General features: G+C 70.3%; 14 protein-coding genes. 9 read left to right on the top strand and 5 right to left on the bottom strand.

What is annotated here, in order from left to right; translation table 11 throughout:
- Positions 1 to 285: 285 nt before the first annotated feature.
- Together GSF22_RS19760 and GSF22_RS19755 are read left to right on the top strand one after the other, a co-directional pair.
- Positions 286 to 1,551 carry an aspartate kinase gene (locus GSF22_RS19760; RefSeq protein ID WP_208815199.1) on the top strand — a complete coding sequence of 422 codons (1,266 nt, stop codon included), beginning with the start codon at positions 286 to 288 and terminating at the stop codon, positions 1,549 to 1,551.
- 5 nt (positions 1,552 to 1,556) lie between these two features.
- Positions 1,557 to 2,624 (top strand): aspartate-semialdehyde dehydrogenase, encoded by a 1,068-nt coding sequence (locus GSF22_RS19755; RefSeq protein WP_208815198.1) that lies wholly within the window; start codon positions 1,557 to 1,559, stop codon positions 2,622 to 2,624.
- 31 nt (positions 2,625 to 2,655) lie between these two features.
- Here GSF22_RS19755 and GSF22_RS19750 read toward each other — a convergent pair whose 3' ends face one another.
- A complete protein-coding gene (locus tag GSF22_RS19750) occupies positions 2,656 to 4,080 on the bottom strand; it encodes a diguanylate cyclase (RefSeq protein ID WP_439957794.1) in 1,425 nt (474 codons plus the stop codon).
- A gap of 209 nt (positions 4,081 to 4,289) precedes the next feature.
- Between GSF22_RS19750 and GSF22_RS19745 the strand changes: the two genes are divergently transcribed.
- Together GSF22_RS19745 and GSF22_RS19740 are read left to right on the top strand one after the other, a co-directional pair.
- Positions 4,290 to 5,123 carry a phosphodiesterase gene (locus tag GSF22_RS19745; protein WP_307804137.1) on the top strand — a complete coding sequence of 278 codons (834 nt, stop codon included), beginning with the start codon at positions 4,290 to 4,292 and terminating at the stop codon, positions 5,121 to 5,123.
- A 102-nt stretch (positions 5,124 to 5,225) separates the two neighbouring features.
- Positions 5,226 to 6,647, top strand: a complete 1,422-nt coding sequence (locus tag GSF22_RS19740) for a thrombospondin type 3 repeat-containing protein (protein ID WP_208815197.1) — start codon at positions 5,226 to 5,228, stop codon at positions 6,645 to 6,647.
- Between the two features lie 91 nt (positions 6,648 to 6,738).
- Here the strand turns inward: GSF22_RS19740 and GSF22_RS19735 are convergent, their stop codons facing one another.
- Positions 6,739 to 8,406: a glycosyltransferase 87 family protein gene (locus tag GSF22_RS19735; protein WP_208815196.1), complete on the bottom strand. Its 1,668-nt coding sequence runs from the start codon at positions 8,404 to 8,406 to the stop codon at positions 6,739 to 6,741.
- 74 nt (positions 8,407 to 8,480) lie between these two features.
- Positions 8,481 to 8,816: a hypothetical protein gene (locus GSF22_RS19730; RefSeq protein WP_208815195.1), complete on the bottom strand. Its 336-nt coding sequence runs from the start codon at positions 8,814 to 8,816 to the stop codon at positions 8,481 to 8,483.
- Positions 8,817 to 8,933: 117 nt separating this feature from the next.
- Between GSF22_RS19730 and GSF22_RS19725 the strand changes: the two genes are divergently transcribed.
- Together GSF22_RS19725 and GSF22_RS19720 are read left to right on the top strand one after the other, a co-directional pair.
- Positions 8,934 to 9,335, top strand: a complete 402-nt coding sequence (locus GSF22_RS19725) for a winged helix-turn-helix domain-containing protein (RefSeq protein ID WP_208815194.1) — start codon at positions 8,934 to 8,936, stop codon at positions 9,333 to 9,335.
- A gap of 104 nt (positions 9,336 to 9,439) precedes the next feature.
- Complete coding sequence (locus GSF22_RS19720) at positions 9,440 to 9,973, top strand: hypothetical protein (protein ID WP_208815193.1); 534 nt, start codon at positions 9,440 to 9,442, stop codon at positions 9,971 to 9,973.
- A 470-nt stretch (positions 9,974 to 10,443) separates the two neighbouring features.
- Here the strand turns inward: GSF22_RS19720 and GSF22_RS19715 are convergent, their stop codons facing one another.
- Positions 10,444 to 11,640 (bottom strand): helix-turn-helix domain-containing protein, encoded by a 1,197-nt coding sequence (locus tag GSF22_RS19715; protein WP_208815192.1) that lies wholly within the window; start codon positions 11,638 to 11,640, stop codon positions 10,444 to 10,446.
- 303 nt (positions 11,641 to 11,943) lie between these two features.
- Between GSF22_RS19715 and GSF22_RS19710 the strand changes: the two genes are divergently transcribed.
- The 3 genes from GSF22_RS19710 (at position 11,944) to GSF22_RS19700 (ending at position 14,218) form a co-directional block, all read left to right on the top strand.
- Positions 11,944 to 13,071, top strand: a complete 1,128-nt coding sequence (locus GSF22_RS19710) for a helix-turn-helix domain-containing protein (protein WP_208815200.1) — start codon at positions 11,944 to 11,946, stop codon at positions 13,069 to 13,071.
- Positions 13,068 to 13,649: an HD domain-containing protein gene (locus tag GSF22_RS19705; protein ID WP_208815191.1), complete on the top strand. Its 582-nt coding sequence runs from the start codon at positions 13,068 to 13,070 to the stop codon at positions 13,647 to 13,649. Before GSF22_RS19710 ends, GSF22_RS19705 begins: the two co-directional genes overlap by 4 nt.
- Positions 13,650 to 13,876: 227 nt before the next feature.
- The gene (locus GSF22_RS19700; protein WP_208815190.1) at positions 13,877 to 14,218 is read left to right on the top strand and encodes a DUF6331 family protein; all 342 of its coding nucleotides are present in this window, start codon (positions 13,877 to 13,879) and stop codon (positions 14,216 to 14,218) included.
- A gap of 181 nt (positions 14,219 to 14,399) precedes the next feature.
- On the opposite strand, the gene GSF22_RS19695 is transcribed toward GSF22_RS19700, so the two are convergent.
- On the bottom strand, positions 14,400 to 14,853 hold a 454-nt coding region (locus GSF22_RS19695), incomplete at its 5' end, for a hypothetical protein (protein WP_208815189.1).

Genomic DNA, 14,853 nt, shown 5'->3' with positions numbered 1-14,853 from the left:
GGACGGCCGGGGGTACGGCGGGACGGGCGGTACTCGGGACGTGGGTACGGGCACCGGCGGGCACCCGCCCATTCTCCGGGGCGCCGGCCGTTCCCGGGGGGCAACCCGGGCCACCGTCCGGTGGCGTGTCGTGCGCCACCCCCGGTCGGCCGGGACCGCCGGATGGTGGGATCACCCGTCCCGCCCGTCAGCGGCGCCCGATACCCTGATGTCGTCTGACACGGCGCCGCCGGCATCATCCGGCGGCGTCGGCACGCTCAGGGCTGCGGGAGGGAGTGCGCCGTCGTGGCACTCGTGGTGCAGAAGTACGGCGGATCCTCCGTCGCGGACGCCGAACGGATCAAGCGGGTCGCCGAGCGGATCGTGGCCGCCCGCAAGGCCGGTGACGACGTCGTGGTCGTGGTCTCCGCGATGGGCGACACCACCGACGAGCTGATGGACCTGGCCCACCAGGTGAGCCCGGTGCCGGCCGGACGTGAGCTGGACATGCTGCTCACCGCAGGGGAGCGGATCTCGATGGCGCTGCTCGCCATGGCGATCCACAACCTGGGGTACGAGGCCCGGTCGTACACCGGCTCGCAGGCCGGCGTGCTCACCACCTCGGTGCACGGCCGGGCCCGGATCATCGACGTCACGCCGGGGCGGTTGCTCGGCGCGCTCGACGAGGGCGCGGTCGCGATCGTGGCCGGCTTCCAGGGCGTCTCCCAGGACACCAAGGACATCACGACCCTCGGCCGGGGCGGCTCGGACACCACGGCGGTGGCGTTGGCCGCCGCGCTGCGTGCCGACGTCTGCGAGATCTACACCGACGTCGACGGGGTCTTCACCGCCGACCCGCGGATCGTGCCGAACGCGCGGCACATCAAGCAGATCACCTACGAGGAGATGCTGGAGCTGGCCGCCTGCGGTGCGAAGGTGCTGCACCTGCGCAGCGTCGAGTACGCCCGGCGGGCCGGCCTGCCGATCCACGTCCGCTCGTCATACTCGACCAACACCGGCACCATGGTCACCGGATCGATGGAGGACCTTCCCGTGGAGCAAGCACTGATCACCGGGGTCGCCCACGACCGCAGTGAGGCGAAGATCACGATCGTCGGCGTGCCGGACGAGCCCGGTGCCGCCGCCCGGATCTTCGACACGGTGGCCGGCGCCGAGATCAACATCGACATGATCGTGCAGAACGTCTCCACCGAGGGGACCGGCCGCACCGACATCTCCTTCACGCTGCCCAAGACCGACGGGCCGACCGCGATGGCCGCGCTCAGCAAGATCCAGGAAGCGGTCAAGTTCAAGGGCCTGCTCTACGACGACCACGTCGGCAAGGTCTCGCTGATCGGTGCCGGCATGCGTTCCCACCCGGGCGTGGCGGCCAGCTTCTTCGCCGCCCTCGGTGCCGCCGGGGTGAACATCGAGATGATCTCCACCTCCGAGATCCGGGTCTCCGTGGTCTGCCGGGACACCGACCTCGATGCCGCCGTCCGCGCCATCCACGACGCGTTCGAACTCGGGGGCGAGGAGGAAGCGGTCGTCTACGCGGGTACCGGGCGGTAACGGCGGTGGGGCGGTTGCCCACCCTCGCTGTCGTCGGCGCCACCGGCGCGGTCGGCACGGTCATGTGCGAGCTGCTCTCCGGGCGGAAGAACGTCTGGGGCGAGATCCGGCTGATCGCCTCCGAGCGGTCGGTCGGTCGGCCGGTGCGCTGCCGGGGCGAGGAGCTGACCGTCCAGGCGCTCACCCCGGACGTGTTCGACGGGGTCGACGTCGCGATGTTCGACGTACCGGACGAGATCTCCGCGCAGTGGGCGCCGGTCGCGGTCAGCCGGGGCGCGATCGCGGTCGACAACTCCGGTGCCTTCCGGATGGACCGGGACGTGCCCCTGGTCGTACCCGAGATCAACCCGGAGCAGATCCGTAACCGGCCCAGGGGCATCATCGCCAACGGCAACTGCACCACCCTGGCGATGATCGTGGCGATCGCCCCGCTGCACCGGGAGTACGGCCTCCGCGAACTCGTCCTCGCCTCCTACCAGGCGGCCTCCGGCATCGGCAAGGCCGGCGTGGACACCCTGCACGACCAGCTCAGCAAGATCGCCGGGGACCGGCTGCTCGGCTCCCGACCGGGCAACGTCCGGCAGGCCGTCGGGGACGACATGGGCCCGTTCCCGGCGCCGCTCGCGCTCAACGTGGTCCCCTGGGCCGGCTCCCTGCTCGACGGTGGCTGGTCCTCGGAGGAGATGAAGATCCGCAACGAGACCCGCAAGATCCTCGGGCTACCCGATCTGAAGGTCTCCGCCACCTGCGTACGGGTGCCGGTGGTGACCGGCCACTCGGTGGCCGTACACGCCGTCTTCGGCTCCGAGGTGGACGCCGAGGGCGCCCGCGAGGCACTGCGGAACGCACCCGGGGTGATCCTGGTCGACGACCCGGCCACCGGCGAGTTCCCGATGCCGATCGACGCGGTGGGCACCGACCCGTCCTGGGTGGGCCGGATCCGCCGCGCGGTGGACGACCCGAGGGCGCTGGACCTCTTCGTCACCGGCGACAACCTGCGCAAGGGCGCCGCGTTGAACACCGCCCAGATCGCCGAGCTGCTCGCCGCCGAGTTCCGGGCCGCCGCCCACTGAGTCCGGCCGCCGGTGAGTCCTGTCGGCCGGCTCAGGCGGCGGCCAGGCGTACCCCGTCCCGGCCCTGCCGTTTCACCACGTAGAGCGCCTCGTCGGCCCGGCGCAGCGTCGACTCCGGTGGCTCACCGCGCCGGGGCAGGGCCACCCCCACGCTGATCGTCCGGCCGACACCCCGGGCCGCCTCGACCAGCCGCTCGGCGACCCCCACCGCCTCGCCGGGCTGACCCACCTCCACCACCGCCACGAACTCGTCCCCGCCGGTGCGGTACAACTCGTCGCCGTGCCGCAGCGCACCCTGCAACGCCCGGGCCAGACCGACCAGCACCTGGTCACCGGCCTGGTGGCCGTACGTGTCGTTGACCGACTTGAAGCCGTCCACGTCGATGGCGAGCAGGGCGGTACGCCCCGGCGTGGCGGTGGCGATCCGCTCCCCGAACGGCCCGGCATGACCCAGCCCGGTCAACGGGTCCGAACTGGCCCGCTCCCGCAGCCGGGCCAGCGTCCGGAGCCGGTCCAGGCAGGTCCACGCCTGCCCGGCGAGCAGCTCCATCAGGTTCACCGTGGTCGGATCGGGGCGGCCCAGCCGTTCGTCCGCCACGAGCAGCACCCCGCCGCTGTCCGGTGGCCCCACCGGTACGGCCACCAGCGTGCGGACCCCCGCCCGGACCAGCGGCAGGTAGTCCGCCACCGGCGGCTGCCCCGGCTCCCCGAGGGTGTACGCGGCACCGTGCCGGTGCGCCCGCGCCATGATCCGGCCCAACGGCACCTCGCCGGCCTCGACGAGTTCGGCCCGGATCCGGGACTCCAACTCCCCGGGGGCGCGGGCCGGGGCGCCGAGCCGCAGCCCGGCGGTCGGGTCGGTCAGCAGCAGCACCGCCGCCGAGAGCCCGGAGACCTCCCGGGCCGCGCAGCTGGCCCGCTCGTTCAGCTCCCACTCGGTACCGGCGGTGGTGAGCGCCGAGGCGTGCCGGAGCAGTTTCTCGCTGCGGCTCTCGGCCGGCGGGCCGCCCAGCGCGATGATCCGGGCGCCGAGTCGGGCGGCGACCCGCTCGGCGGTCTCCCGCCACGGGCCCAGCTCGACCGGTCCACTCCACTGGAGGTGGAGCACGCCCAACGGGCGACCGGCCGGGTCGAGGACCGGTACGCACACCTCGGCCACCACGTCGGGGCGTACCGGCAGGTAGTCGGGGTCGTCGGCGACGGCCGGTACGGTCACCCCGGTACCGGTCGAGTAGACCCGCCCGACGATCCCCTGCTCCGGCGACACGGTGGAGAAGACCTGCCACGATCCGGTGGCCGCCACGCACCGCAGCCGGTCGTGCACGTGCAGCAGGACCGAGATGGTGGCCGGGACGTACCGGCCCAGTGCGGTGACCGTCGACTGGCACGCCTCCAGCGCGGTCGACGCCATGGGCAGGCGGACCGCCACGTCACGGAGCACCCGTTGTTGATCCACGTCGGCGTCGTTCCAGGTCACGATGGGTGGGGCAGGGGAGGATGGCCGCGACCAAGGGTACCCACGGCCAGCGGGTGGACCGGTTTCCTCGTACACATGTGCTATCCACAGGCTGTGGACACGGCCTGTGGGTAGCGGTGGGCGTCGCCCACGACGATGCTGTGGCGGTCGTCGCAGGACGACTGCGCAGACGATCGGCGGGGACTAGCGTGAATGTCCCGCGAGTGGAGGTGCCGATGCTCATCGCCCAGCTCAGTGACCCGCACCTGACCACCGGTGCGCTGGCGACCGAGGCCGCCGCCGGCCTGCACCGGGCCCTCGGCCGGGTGCTCGCCCTGACACCCCGGCCGGACCGGGTGCTGATCAGCGGCGACCTGACCGAACACGGCAGCCCCGAGGAGTACGCCACCCTCCGCGAGATGATCACCCGTTACCCGCTCCCGGTGCACCTGGCCGCCGGCAACCACGACGGCCGCGAGGCGATGATCGACGCCTTCGGCGGGACGGCCTGCCTGGGCGGCGGACACGACCTGCACTACGTGGTCGAGGAGCCGGAGCTGACCCTGGTGGTGCTCGACTCGCTGACCGAGGGCCGCCCGGAATGGCAGCGCCCCGGACTGGCCGGCTGCGGCCGGCTCGGCCCGGAACAGCTCACCTGGCTGGACGGCGTGCTCGCCCGCCGCTCGGACGTGCCGGCGGTGGTCTGCGTACACCATCCGCCGGTGGCGGTCGGCATCCCGTTCATGGACGGCATCCGGCTGCGCGACGGGGACGCGCTCGCCGAGGTGATCGGCCGGCATCCGCACGTCGTCCGGGTCACCACCGGACACCTGCACCGGGCCACCACCACCGCCTTCGCCGGTACGGTGCTGACCACCGCGCCGAGCACCTTCCGGCAGGTCTCCCTCGCCATGCACCCCGACGAGCAGCTCGGCTGGGTCGCCGAACCGACCGCGTTCCTGCTACACCGGCTCGCCGGCACCCACTGCGTCACGCACATCGTGCAGGTCAGCCACACCTCAGGAGTGATCGGCGTCTTCTGAACCACCGGAACCGGGCAGCGGCCCTGCCTCCGGCCTGTTGGTCCGGACCCGCCCACCAGTTCATCCGATGCGTCCGTTGCGCGCGGGTGCCACCGTCACTCCATGACCCCTGGACAAGCCACTCTTCCCATTCGGACAGTCACCACGACGAGACCACTTCACCGGGCGCTGGCGCTCGTCGCCGGCACCCTGCTGGCCACCGTGGTCGGTGCGGCGGCTCCCGCCAACGCCGAGGAACCGACCGACCTCCGCTTCGGTGACCTGCGCATCTGCGATCCGACCGCCTGCTACACCGCATGGCGGGTCATCGACTCCGACCAGGACGGGGCGAGTGACGCCGACGAACTCGCCGCCGGCAGCGACCCCCACGACCCGGCGAGCCGACCGCTGCTGAAGCACATCGCCGAGCTGACCATGGCACGCCAGCTCCCGTCCTTCGAGGCGGGACGCGGTGCGTTCGTGGTGCTGCCGGCCGAGATCCTGGAGATCCGCGCGAAAGCCGGCATCGAACCCGTCGGCGCGTTCCCCCTACCGGCCCGCGGCGACATGCTGACCCGGATGGGCATCTCCCTCGACCTGCTCAAGGAGTACGGTCTGTCCCCGGACCGCGACGGGTTCACCATCGGCCTGGACACCCTCGGCACCAAGGACGGCCCGCCCGGCGTCCGGGTCGCCGGCATCGACGTCGGCCTGATCAGCGCCGGCTTCGACAACCCCACCCGGCACGTCGCCGGTGGCGGCGTCAAGAGCCACCGCCCCGCCTGGTTCGGCGGCGGCTGGGTCACCGACTACAACGACGGGTCACGGGACGTGACCTACCAGGACTCCGAGGACGGGACGGTGACGATCGAACACACCAACCCGGACGGGTCCGAAGGCAACACGAGGACCATCCAGCAGGACGGCGAGGCGGGTTCCGAGAGCAGGACCAAGGAGACGGTCACCGATCCCCAGGGCAACCTGGTCAGCTCGACACTCACCACCGTCCAGCGCCTGTCCGACGGGGCGGTCAACAAGATGTCCGTCACCAAGGAGTTCATCCGGGACGACAACGGCAAGGTGACGGGTACCCGGATCACCACCACCGTCTCGTACATCTCGGCCGACGGTGAGTACGGGTCCAGTGCCCAGACCGTCGAATCGTGCGACGCCGACGGTGCCAACTGCACGACGACCTCCTCGGAGTACAGCGACAGCGACGACCCCAAGGAAGAGGAGTACGTCGATCCCGAGGTGGGCAACCCGACGATCGTGACCCAGGAGGCGGTCGACGGGGTGCTGCGTACCCGGGGCGCGGCGATCAACGTGATCCAGGGCTGGACCGCACCGGGCCTGGAGGGTGAGCCCAGGGATCCGCAGAATCCCGCCGCGGTGATCCTGGTCGACCCCGAGTTGGCGGACCACTACCTGCTGGTCGAACCGATTCGGATCACCAAGGCCCAGCCCGAGGTGCGGCCCGACCTGCCCAGCCCGATCGAGCCCGCCGGTCCGCCGGCCGGGGGCGGGTGCAACGGTCTCTGCTGACCGTCCGCCACTGCTGTCACCTACCGGAGGCCGGTGAACGACCGCCGGCGGTGGGCCAGGCGCCGGCTCCCGGTTCGAGGGCCGGCGCCACTCACTGCGTGGCTTCGCTGCGGTTGATGTCGAGTTCGTCGGTGTACGTCGCCAGCGGGGCGCCGTCCGGGCCGTACGCGACCAGCCGGCCGTGCGACAGGTTCGCCGACCGGAACGAGAAGACCCGCTGCCCGGGGTAGAGCGGCAGCAGCGGGATGCGGCGGGCGGCGCCACCCGGGGCCGACTGGTACTCCAGACGGGTGACCCGGCCGTCGACCACGCCGTTGACCCGTACCTTGGTCTTCTCCGCCGTGACCCCGAAGCTGATCGCCGCACCCGCCCCGAACTCGGCGCACTCGGCCTGACTTCGGCAGACGAAGAAGTAGCGCGGATTGCCGGCATCGGCCAGCGTGTACGCCTTGAACGTCGGATCGGCGCCCGCCGGTAGCGGCTGTACCGCGAAGAAGGCCAGGGTCACCATCGCGGTGGTGGCCACCCGTAGCGCGGTCCTGCGGCCTGGCGCTGGCCGGTGCACGCCCACAGTGGCGACCGCGATCCCGCCGAAGCCGGCCAGGCACACGGTCAGCGTGCCGACGGTCCGGGCGTTCTCGAAGAGGAACTGCATCCCTGTGGTGACCGAGAGTTGGTTGAGCAGCGCGCCGAGGGAGAACACCATCGCCCCGAGCAGGGCGGCCCCGGCGACCCGCTGTACCACGCCGGCCGCACCGATCAGCAGCATCGCCGCCAGGACCGGCCAGATCTGATGATGGGTCCAGGAGACCGGGGAGGCCGCCACCGTGGCGCACCCGACGAGTACGGCCGCGTGCGCGGGCTGTCGGGCGCGGTCGAGCTGTCGGGCGCGGAGCAGGGCGACACCGCAGATCACGGCGACCAGGGCGGCCCAGAGCGGGGGCAGGTCGTCCGGGGTGACGCCGATCCGGAGCAGCATGCCGTGCAGGGACTGGTTGCCCAGGGAGGCCAGGTTGCCGATCCGTGAGGTGTTCACCACGGTCCCGGTCCAGAACGTCCAACTGTCGGCGGGCAGGACGGCCGCACCGAGCGCGGCACAGCCGACGAACGCGGCGGCGGCCCGCCCGGCATCCCGGTAGCGTCGGGCGGCCAGGAAGTAGACCACGAAGAGCAGGGGGGTGAGCTTGATCGCGGCGGCCACTCCGACGAGTACGCCCCGGCAGCGGGCCGGGGTCAGCCCCATCCCGTCCACCAGGGCCAGCAGCACGATGAAGATGCTGACCTGCCCGAAACGCAGGTTGCTCTGCACGGGCGCGGAGATCATCAGCACGCAGGCGGCGGCCGGGACGAGCAACTGTCGGCGTTGCTCTGCGGTGCTGGCCCCGGTAAGCGGGTTGCGGGACGCCAGCGCCCGACCGGTGGGCGGATTGCGATGCGCCAGCGCCCGACCGGTCGCCACCGCGATGGCCGCCACGGCCGCGCAGGTCGCCACCAGCCACCCGGCCTGCACGACCACCTCCGGCAGCAGGCCGATCGGCCAGAGCACGAGCGCTGCGAAGGGTGGGTAGGTGAACGGGCCACCGTTCTCCGCAACGAACTCGTAGAGCGGCTGACCGTCGTGCAGATGGCTGATCGCACCGTAGTAGATGTGCAGGTCGGAGAGGCGGTCCCAGGTTGGCCGGCGGAGCACCAGCACCGACGAGACGGCCGCGACCACCCCGAACACCGACCACAGTGCAACCGTCCGCTGCCCCCGCATGTGCACAGTGTATTTTCCCGGACCGGTTCCGCCGGTCACCGCTCAGTCTCGATCGACTGTCGACCAGCGTGTACCTACTGTTCGTCCCGGTGATCCGTCCTGGCGAGATGACGGGCGACGGTCGTCCTGAAGACGCCGTCGAGCCGGCCGCAGCTCCGGCACTGGAAGTTCGGGTCGAGGAAGCCGCCGCAGCCGCCGCACCGGCCACAGTCGTCCGGGTCGGTGTACCGGCTCAGCGCCTCGACCAGGGCGGACGCCGCCCGATGGGTCAACGTGAAGGTCCGGTCCGCCGGGCCGACCCGCATGGTGACGGTCATGACCGGCTGGTCGGGCACCCTGTCGAAGGGCGCGATCCCGGCGAGGAACTGCTCCATCGCCCTGACCGGTGCGGGAACGTGGGGAGACGTCACCCCGCGAGGGTACTGGCGTCGGCTACTCCTGGCGCCCGCTCCCGTAGCCTGCTTTCGGCGGCGGCCGGATTCGGTGTTCGGCCGCTGGACGCGCGCCGGGCTGCTTAGCATGATTCCGTGATCGACCCGGATGCGGACCAGGCGATAGTCGAACAACTCGCCGACCTGCTGCGGGACCGGATCCGCTCCGGCGACCTCGCACCGGGGGCGCTGCTGCCCGGCGAGGCCCGGCTGACCGAGGAGTACGGCCTGAGCCGGACGGCGGTCCAGCAGGCGATGGCGCTGCTGCGGACCGAGGGGCTGGTCAGCATCGACCCGACCCGGGGTGCCTTCGTCTGCACGAGTGAACCCGCCGAGACGGTCACCCTGCTCAAGGGGGACACCGTCTCCGCCCGCCTGCCCACCCCGGTCGAGCAGCGGGAACTCGGCGCCGGGGACGGTGTGCCGGTGCTGGTGGTCTTCCGTGCCGACGGCTCCCGCGAGCTGTACTCAGCCGACCGGGTACGCGTCGGCCGTTGACCGCAGCCGAAGACCGACTGTCGGGCGGATCTTCGCCAGCTCATCTCCTGCTCGCATGCCGAAGGGCTTCACCCTGCCGACCCGGCAGCCTAGATTGATCTTCCATGCAGTGGCTGGCGCCGATCATGGGTTTCCTGGGCGGTGTGGTGGCGGCGTCGGTGACGGCCATCATCACGGTGCGGACCAACCGCAGCAAGATGGCGGCCGACATCCGGTCCCGCTGGGACGCCGCGCTCCTGGAGAAGGCCAACGATCTGACCGAGGCCACCAGATCCCTGCGCCACCTCGCGGAGGGCTACCCGCAGTGCGTCGACCGGGACGCCCAGACCGCCCGGCTCGACGAGGTCCACCAGCGGCTGCGGATCACCTCGGAGCAGCTCCGGCTGGTCGGTGACATCCGAGTCCAGGCAGCGGCCCGACGGATCCTGCAACACGGGTACGCGGTCCGCACGCAGGCCGAGACCGGTGAGGATCCGAGGGCCGCCCAGTACCAGACCCACCCGCCGGTCAGCCGGCTGAACGACGCCCTCCAGGAGTTCTACCGGGCGGTACGTCACCAGCTCCGGGCGCCGGACGCCGACGACGTGCTGCACGACGACGACCTGGACGCGATCGCCCTGAGCGCCGGCAACCCGTAGGCTTCCGGTCGGTTCTGCTTGGCCCCGGTCGGCCCTGCTCGGCCCCGGTCGGGTCAACTGCCGAATTCGTACCGTGGGTTGCTCCCCGGCCAGGTGCCGCTGCTTGTGCTGGCGGACCGGCACCGACCCGGTTCTGCAATTTGCTGGATGTTGGGGTGTCCCAGCCTGCCGGACACCCCAATATCCAGCAAATTGGAATGATCATGGGGGTGCGAAAGTGAACCCGCCAATGGAGGCCGGCAATCGACGGACACGATGCAAAAGGGCCAGGTGAGATGGTGTCTCACCTGGCGTTTTTGCCTCTGGTCGGGGTGGCCGGATTCGAACCGACGACCTCTTCGTCCCGAACTGTCGGCGAGGCGTTCGGATGAGGCATCGTCCGAGGTCACCCGGGCTGTTGCGGGTTGTTCCGGTCCGCCAGGGCTGGCACGGTTGCGGTACTCCGCTGCTGTACCGCAGCTCCGGCATGGTCAGGTGACGCCGATGCTGGTGGCGAGGCGGGTGGCCTGCGTGGGGGCGCGTCGGTCGCGGGCGACCTGGGCGACGATCTCCCGGGCGGCTGGTCGGTGGCGGATCTCGGCCGGGGCGGTCCGCTCGGCGTCGACCAGAACGCGGCCTGCGTTGACCGGGTCGCCGGCCAGCAGGTACGCCCGCGCCGCGTCGACCAGATGCGCGGCGCGATGCTCAGCGGCGAGCCAACGCCACCCGTCCCGACCGAGCGTCTTCTCGTGCCAGACGATCGCGTCGTCCGCGTGCCCCAGGTCGACGGCGGCGGTGACCCGGGCCAGATCCACGGCGGTCGGCCCGAACCCGGTCCGATGGTGGTCGTGACCGTCCCCCACCCGGGCGGCCAGGTCGGCAGCCTCCCCGAGCAGCCCGGCGGCAGCACGGTCGTCACCGCAGCCGGCCGCTGACAGGGCCGCCTGCACCAGCAGCGTCCCACACAACGACACCTCCGACGCAGGGCCACCGTCGAGGTCGGGTGGGGCGATCCGGTACGCCGCCTTCCGCAGCACCGGCACCGCCACCCTGGACCGGCCGGCGGCCCGTAACACCTGCCCGAGCTGCACCGCAGCGGCAGCCACCCGCACCCGGTCCCCGGCCGCGACGGTCATCGCCCGGTCGGCGGCCAACCACGCCAGATCCACCACACCCAGCTTCAGCAGCACCGCCGCCGTCACCCGGTACACCTCCACCAGCAGCGGATGGCCCGACACCGGATCATCGGCGTGGACGCGCTGCGCGGCGGTCAGCAGACCGGGTAGGAACGTCACCACCTGCGGGTACCGGCCGTGCTGGAAGGCCGTCCACGCATGCTGCACGCTGGCCGCCACCTGGCCGACGGACAACCCCGCCTCATTTGCCGGCGCGGTGTCGTACGCCGACAACACCGCCCCGACCAGATCCACACCACCCGGCTGCTCGACCACGATCGGCGGCTGGGTGTCCCGGCCGAGCAGTACGGCAGTGTCGATCCGCAACACCCGCGCGATGTCCTCGATCGTGGACACCCGATCCAACGACCGCACACCGCGTTCGACCTTGTCCACCCAACTCTTCGACTTCCCCAACCGATCGGCCAACACCTGCTGCGACAACCTCCGCCGACCACGCCAGTACGCCACCCGCCGACCGATCGGCAGGGCATCCAGTCGGTTGGCGCTCATGCCGTCCGCCCGAGGGTCGGGTGGTGGGGCGCACCGGCAGGCAGCCAGGACAAGGTTCCGCCGCGACAATCACAGGTCCACGGTGGCGAGACGGCCTTGTGTGTCGGCACAGAGGATCACCTTCCCTTGGGCAACAGCCTGGTCCTGACGGAGACCAGCTCTGGCACGTTCGGTAACCGTGACGCTACGATCACGGCGGAAGATGCTGGACTCACCAGCGGTACGGGTGAGCTGCTCAGGGGCCACGTCTGGTGGCTGCCCCGCGACGGGAAAAGTCGACTACCGGTCAACGTTGGGATGTCGATGACACAGTTCGAACGATCCACCTTGGTGCGCGGCGACGTGACCGGCTACCTACTGAAGCTGATCCGGGAGTCCATCCCCCGGACACAGGAACAACTCGGCGTGGACCTCGACGTTGACCGCGCGACCGTGCAGAGCTGGGAGTCGGGACGGCGACCGTTCCTCGCTGTCCCGTTCGGTCAAGCCATCAAGCTCCGTCAGAAGTTCAGCAGGCTCGGGGCACACCCGGTTCTGATCGATGCGCTCCCGGATGCCGCCGAAGCGGACCTCATCCTTGCCACGACGCTCAAGCCCAGGATCGAGCGGGCAGACCTCACCGAGCAGCCTCTCGGATGCTCGGTGCTCACCCATCGACTAGCCGACCTGCTCCTCTGGGCGGTCCTCGGCCAGACACCCACCTTCATCAGCAGCCTCCCAGCGGCCCCGCGCCGACGCGGCCCCGTGGCAACCGGTCCGACCCTCTGCGCCGAGGAACAGCGCGCGTTCTTCACCAACCTGCACGTACTCGCCGAACGCGCCGCAGACCCGCGTCGCCCGAACGTGTTGCTCCACCGGCAGGCATGCTTCCTCGCCGGCATGGATCCCACCGGCGACTCCGCTGCCTGGCTCGCCCAGAGCAACGCCCGGAGGTCGCATCGCGTGGCCGCCTTCCATACCTGGTCACCGCTGTGGCCTGACGTCCGCTCGGTGGTCACCTCCCTAGCCAACCAGGGTGACCCCGAACCCCTGCGGGACTTCATCACCCGCGCGCACCCCGACGACGCCTGCCAGCGGGCGGCCCTCAACTACTCGGCCTACTGGGTCGGCGAGATCCCGTACCGCCAACCCGACGACTCGTTCATGCCCACCACCATCGACTGGCGCGGCACCCGACTCCTCCGCCACCTGGTCGAACGCCTGAACACCGACCACCCGTTCATAGACCTCAACATCCACAACCTGTGGGCACTGCTCGCCGCCCGACGCGGGCTCGTCCACGACGACCCCACCACCGGACATGCCCTCGCCGATCGCGCGACCACGATCCTCGACAGCGACCGGATCTCCGCACAGTCCCGGCAGGAACTAACGTCTATCGTCTACAGCCTGCGGACCGAGGGAATCACCAGCACAGGGATGGTGGGATGAGCGACGACCAGGACGCCGCCGGGGCGATGACGTTCATCTTCGAAGCCGGCGTCCTCAAACGCGCCGCCCGTACCGGCTGGTGGTTCGCCGGGGTCAAACACCCCGAGTCCATCGCCGAGCACTCCCACCGCACCGCCCTGATCGGAATGATCCTCGCCGCCATGGAAGGAGCCGACCCCGCCCGGGTCACGATGCTCTGCGTCCTGCACGACACCCAGGAAACGCGCGTCACCGACATCCCCCACATCGCCAAGCGCTACCTCACCGCCGCACCCAACATCACCGTCACCGCAGACCAGGTCGCCGACTGTCCACCCGCTGTTGCCGACACCATCACCGCCGCCGTCACCGAGTACGAAGCGGGCGAAACCCTGGAAGCGATCGTCGCCCGCGACGCCGACAAGCTTGAATGCCTCGTCCAGGCCGTCGAGTACCGCCACCAGGGCATCGACAACATCCAACGCTGGATCGACAGCTCCCGCGCCGCACTCAAGACCACATCCGCGCACCGTCTCGCCGACGCCGCACTCGCCGGACAACCCCTCACCTGGCTCACCCCGCCTCCGAAGACGGAGTAGCCGATCCCTCGCTTGTAAGTTCTGAGCGCTTCGTCTGCCCTAGCCTGTGCACGTCTGTCACCTCGGACAACCGTCCGCCGGCCGCCCGCTACGGCTGCGGTCGTCCAAGGCCGTTGCTGTCACCGTTGCTGTCGAGTGGCCGACTCCAACGCCGAGTACGGTCCGGTGACGGGCGCTAGCATCGGCTACCCGTCACCGTTGCGGTGGGCTCAGCGAAAGGAGCGGCAATGGTGGATGTGTCGGTCGAAATACCATCGCCCCTGAGCAAGTGCATCATTTTTTGCGAGGTTGAGTGTGTCCGCGCGTGCTGCGGGATCGACGCCGTCTCTACCGATCCCGCCCTTATCGAAGCTTGGTGCCGTCAGGTGGGGTCGGTCGCGGTGGTCGAGGCTCAGCTTCAACTCGCCGAGTTGATCGAGGTGGTCGAGGACCGCTCGCACCGCGTCACGTCGACATTCCTGAACCACCGCACGCATGACGACGCCGCGCGGCGTCAGTTACTGGACTTCCTGGCCGCGTTCGACCGGGGACTGGCGGCCGGCGACGCGCGTCGTGAGCGGTCAAGGTGATCGATCCGAACTGATTCTTAGGTCACTGTCAGCTTGGGAATCGCGTTGACTTGCACAGTGCTTAGCCGTCTTACCTGGACACGCGCCACGGCCCGTTGAAAGTCGACCCGTGGGCGCACCGTTGCGCGCCCGTATTGACCGCTGTATCGGGCACGGATCGGGCACGCCCCAGCAAGCCGCTCTATGGTCTGGCGAGAACGCCCCACACAACAGCTGCGCCGATGATCAGCAACCAACCGCCGGCCCAGCCCGCAATCAACCCTTGCATAAGGCGTCGTCTCCCGTACCTGGACAGGATGATCAAGAGGCCGGCGGCCAGCAGAAGCATGTGTGCGAAGCCGTAGGTGACCAGCACGGAGAAGAGAACGGCGAACCGGCCACCGGCGTCAAGGTCCTCATCGGGGCTGCGGGCACCATACTTCTCCAGAGGGATCTTTATCGCCATGATAGCCAGCGCATGACCAAGCGTGGCCAAACCAACGCCGCCGAGGAGCAACCAAAAACCAGAGCGGATTTTCGAACCCAAAGCGCCACCCAACTCCGGCATGCATACCCCAATCGACGCCGGCAGCAGGACGGCCAGCGGTAGAAAGCTACAGCTTCGGCACGATGCGTGCGCCCCCGCCACCACCCAC

Source organism: Micromonospora echinofusca, assembly GCF_017614955.1.
Lineage (GTDB): Bacteria > Actinomycetota > Actinomycetes > Mycobacteriales > Micromonosporaceae > Micromonospora > Micromonospora echinofusca_A.
Note: the sequence above shows the minus strand (reverse complement) of the source record. Positions and strands in the feature narration are given on the sequence as shown.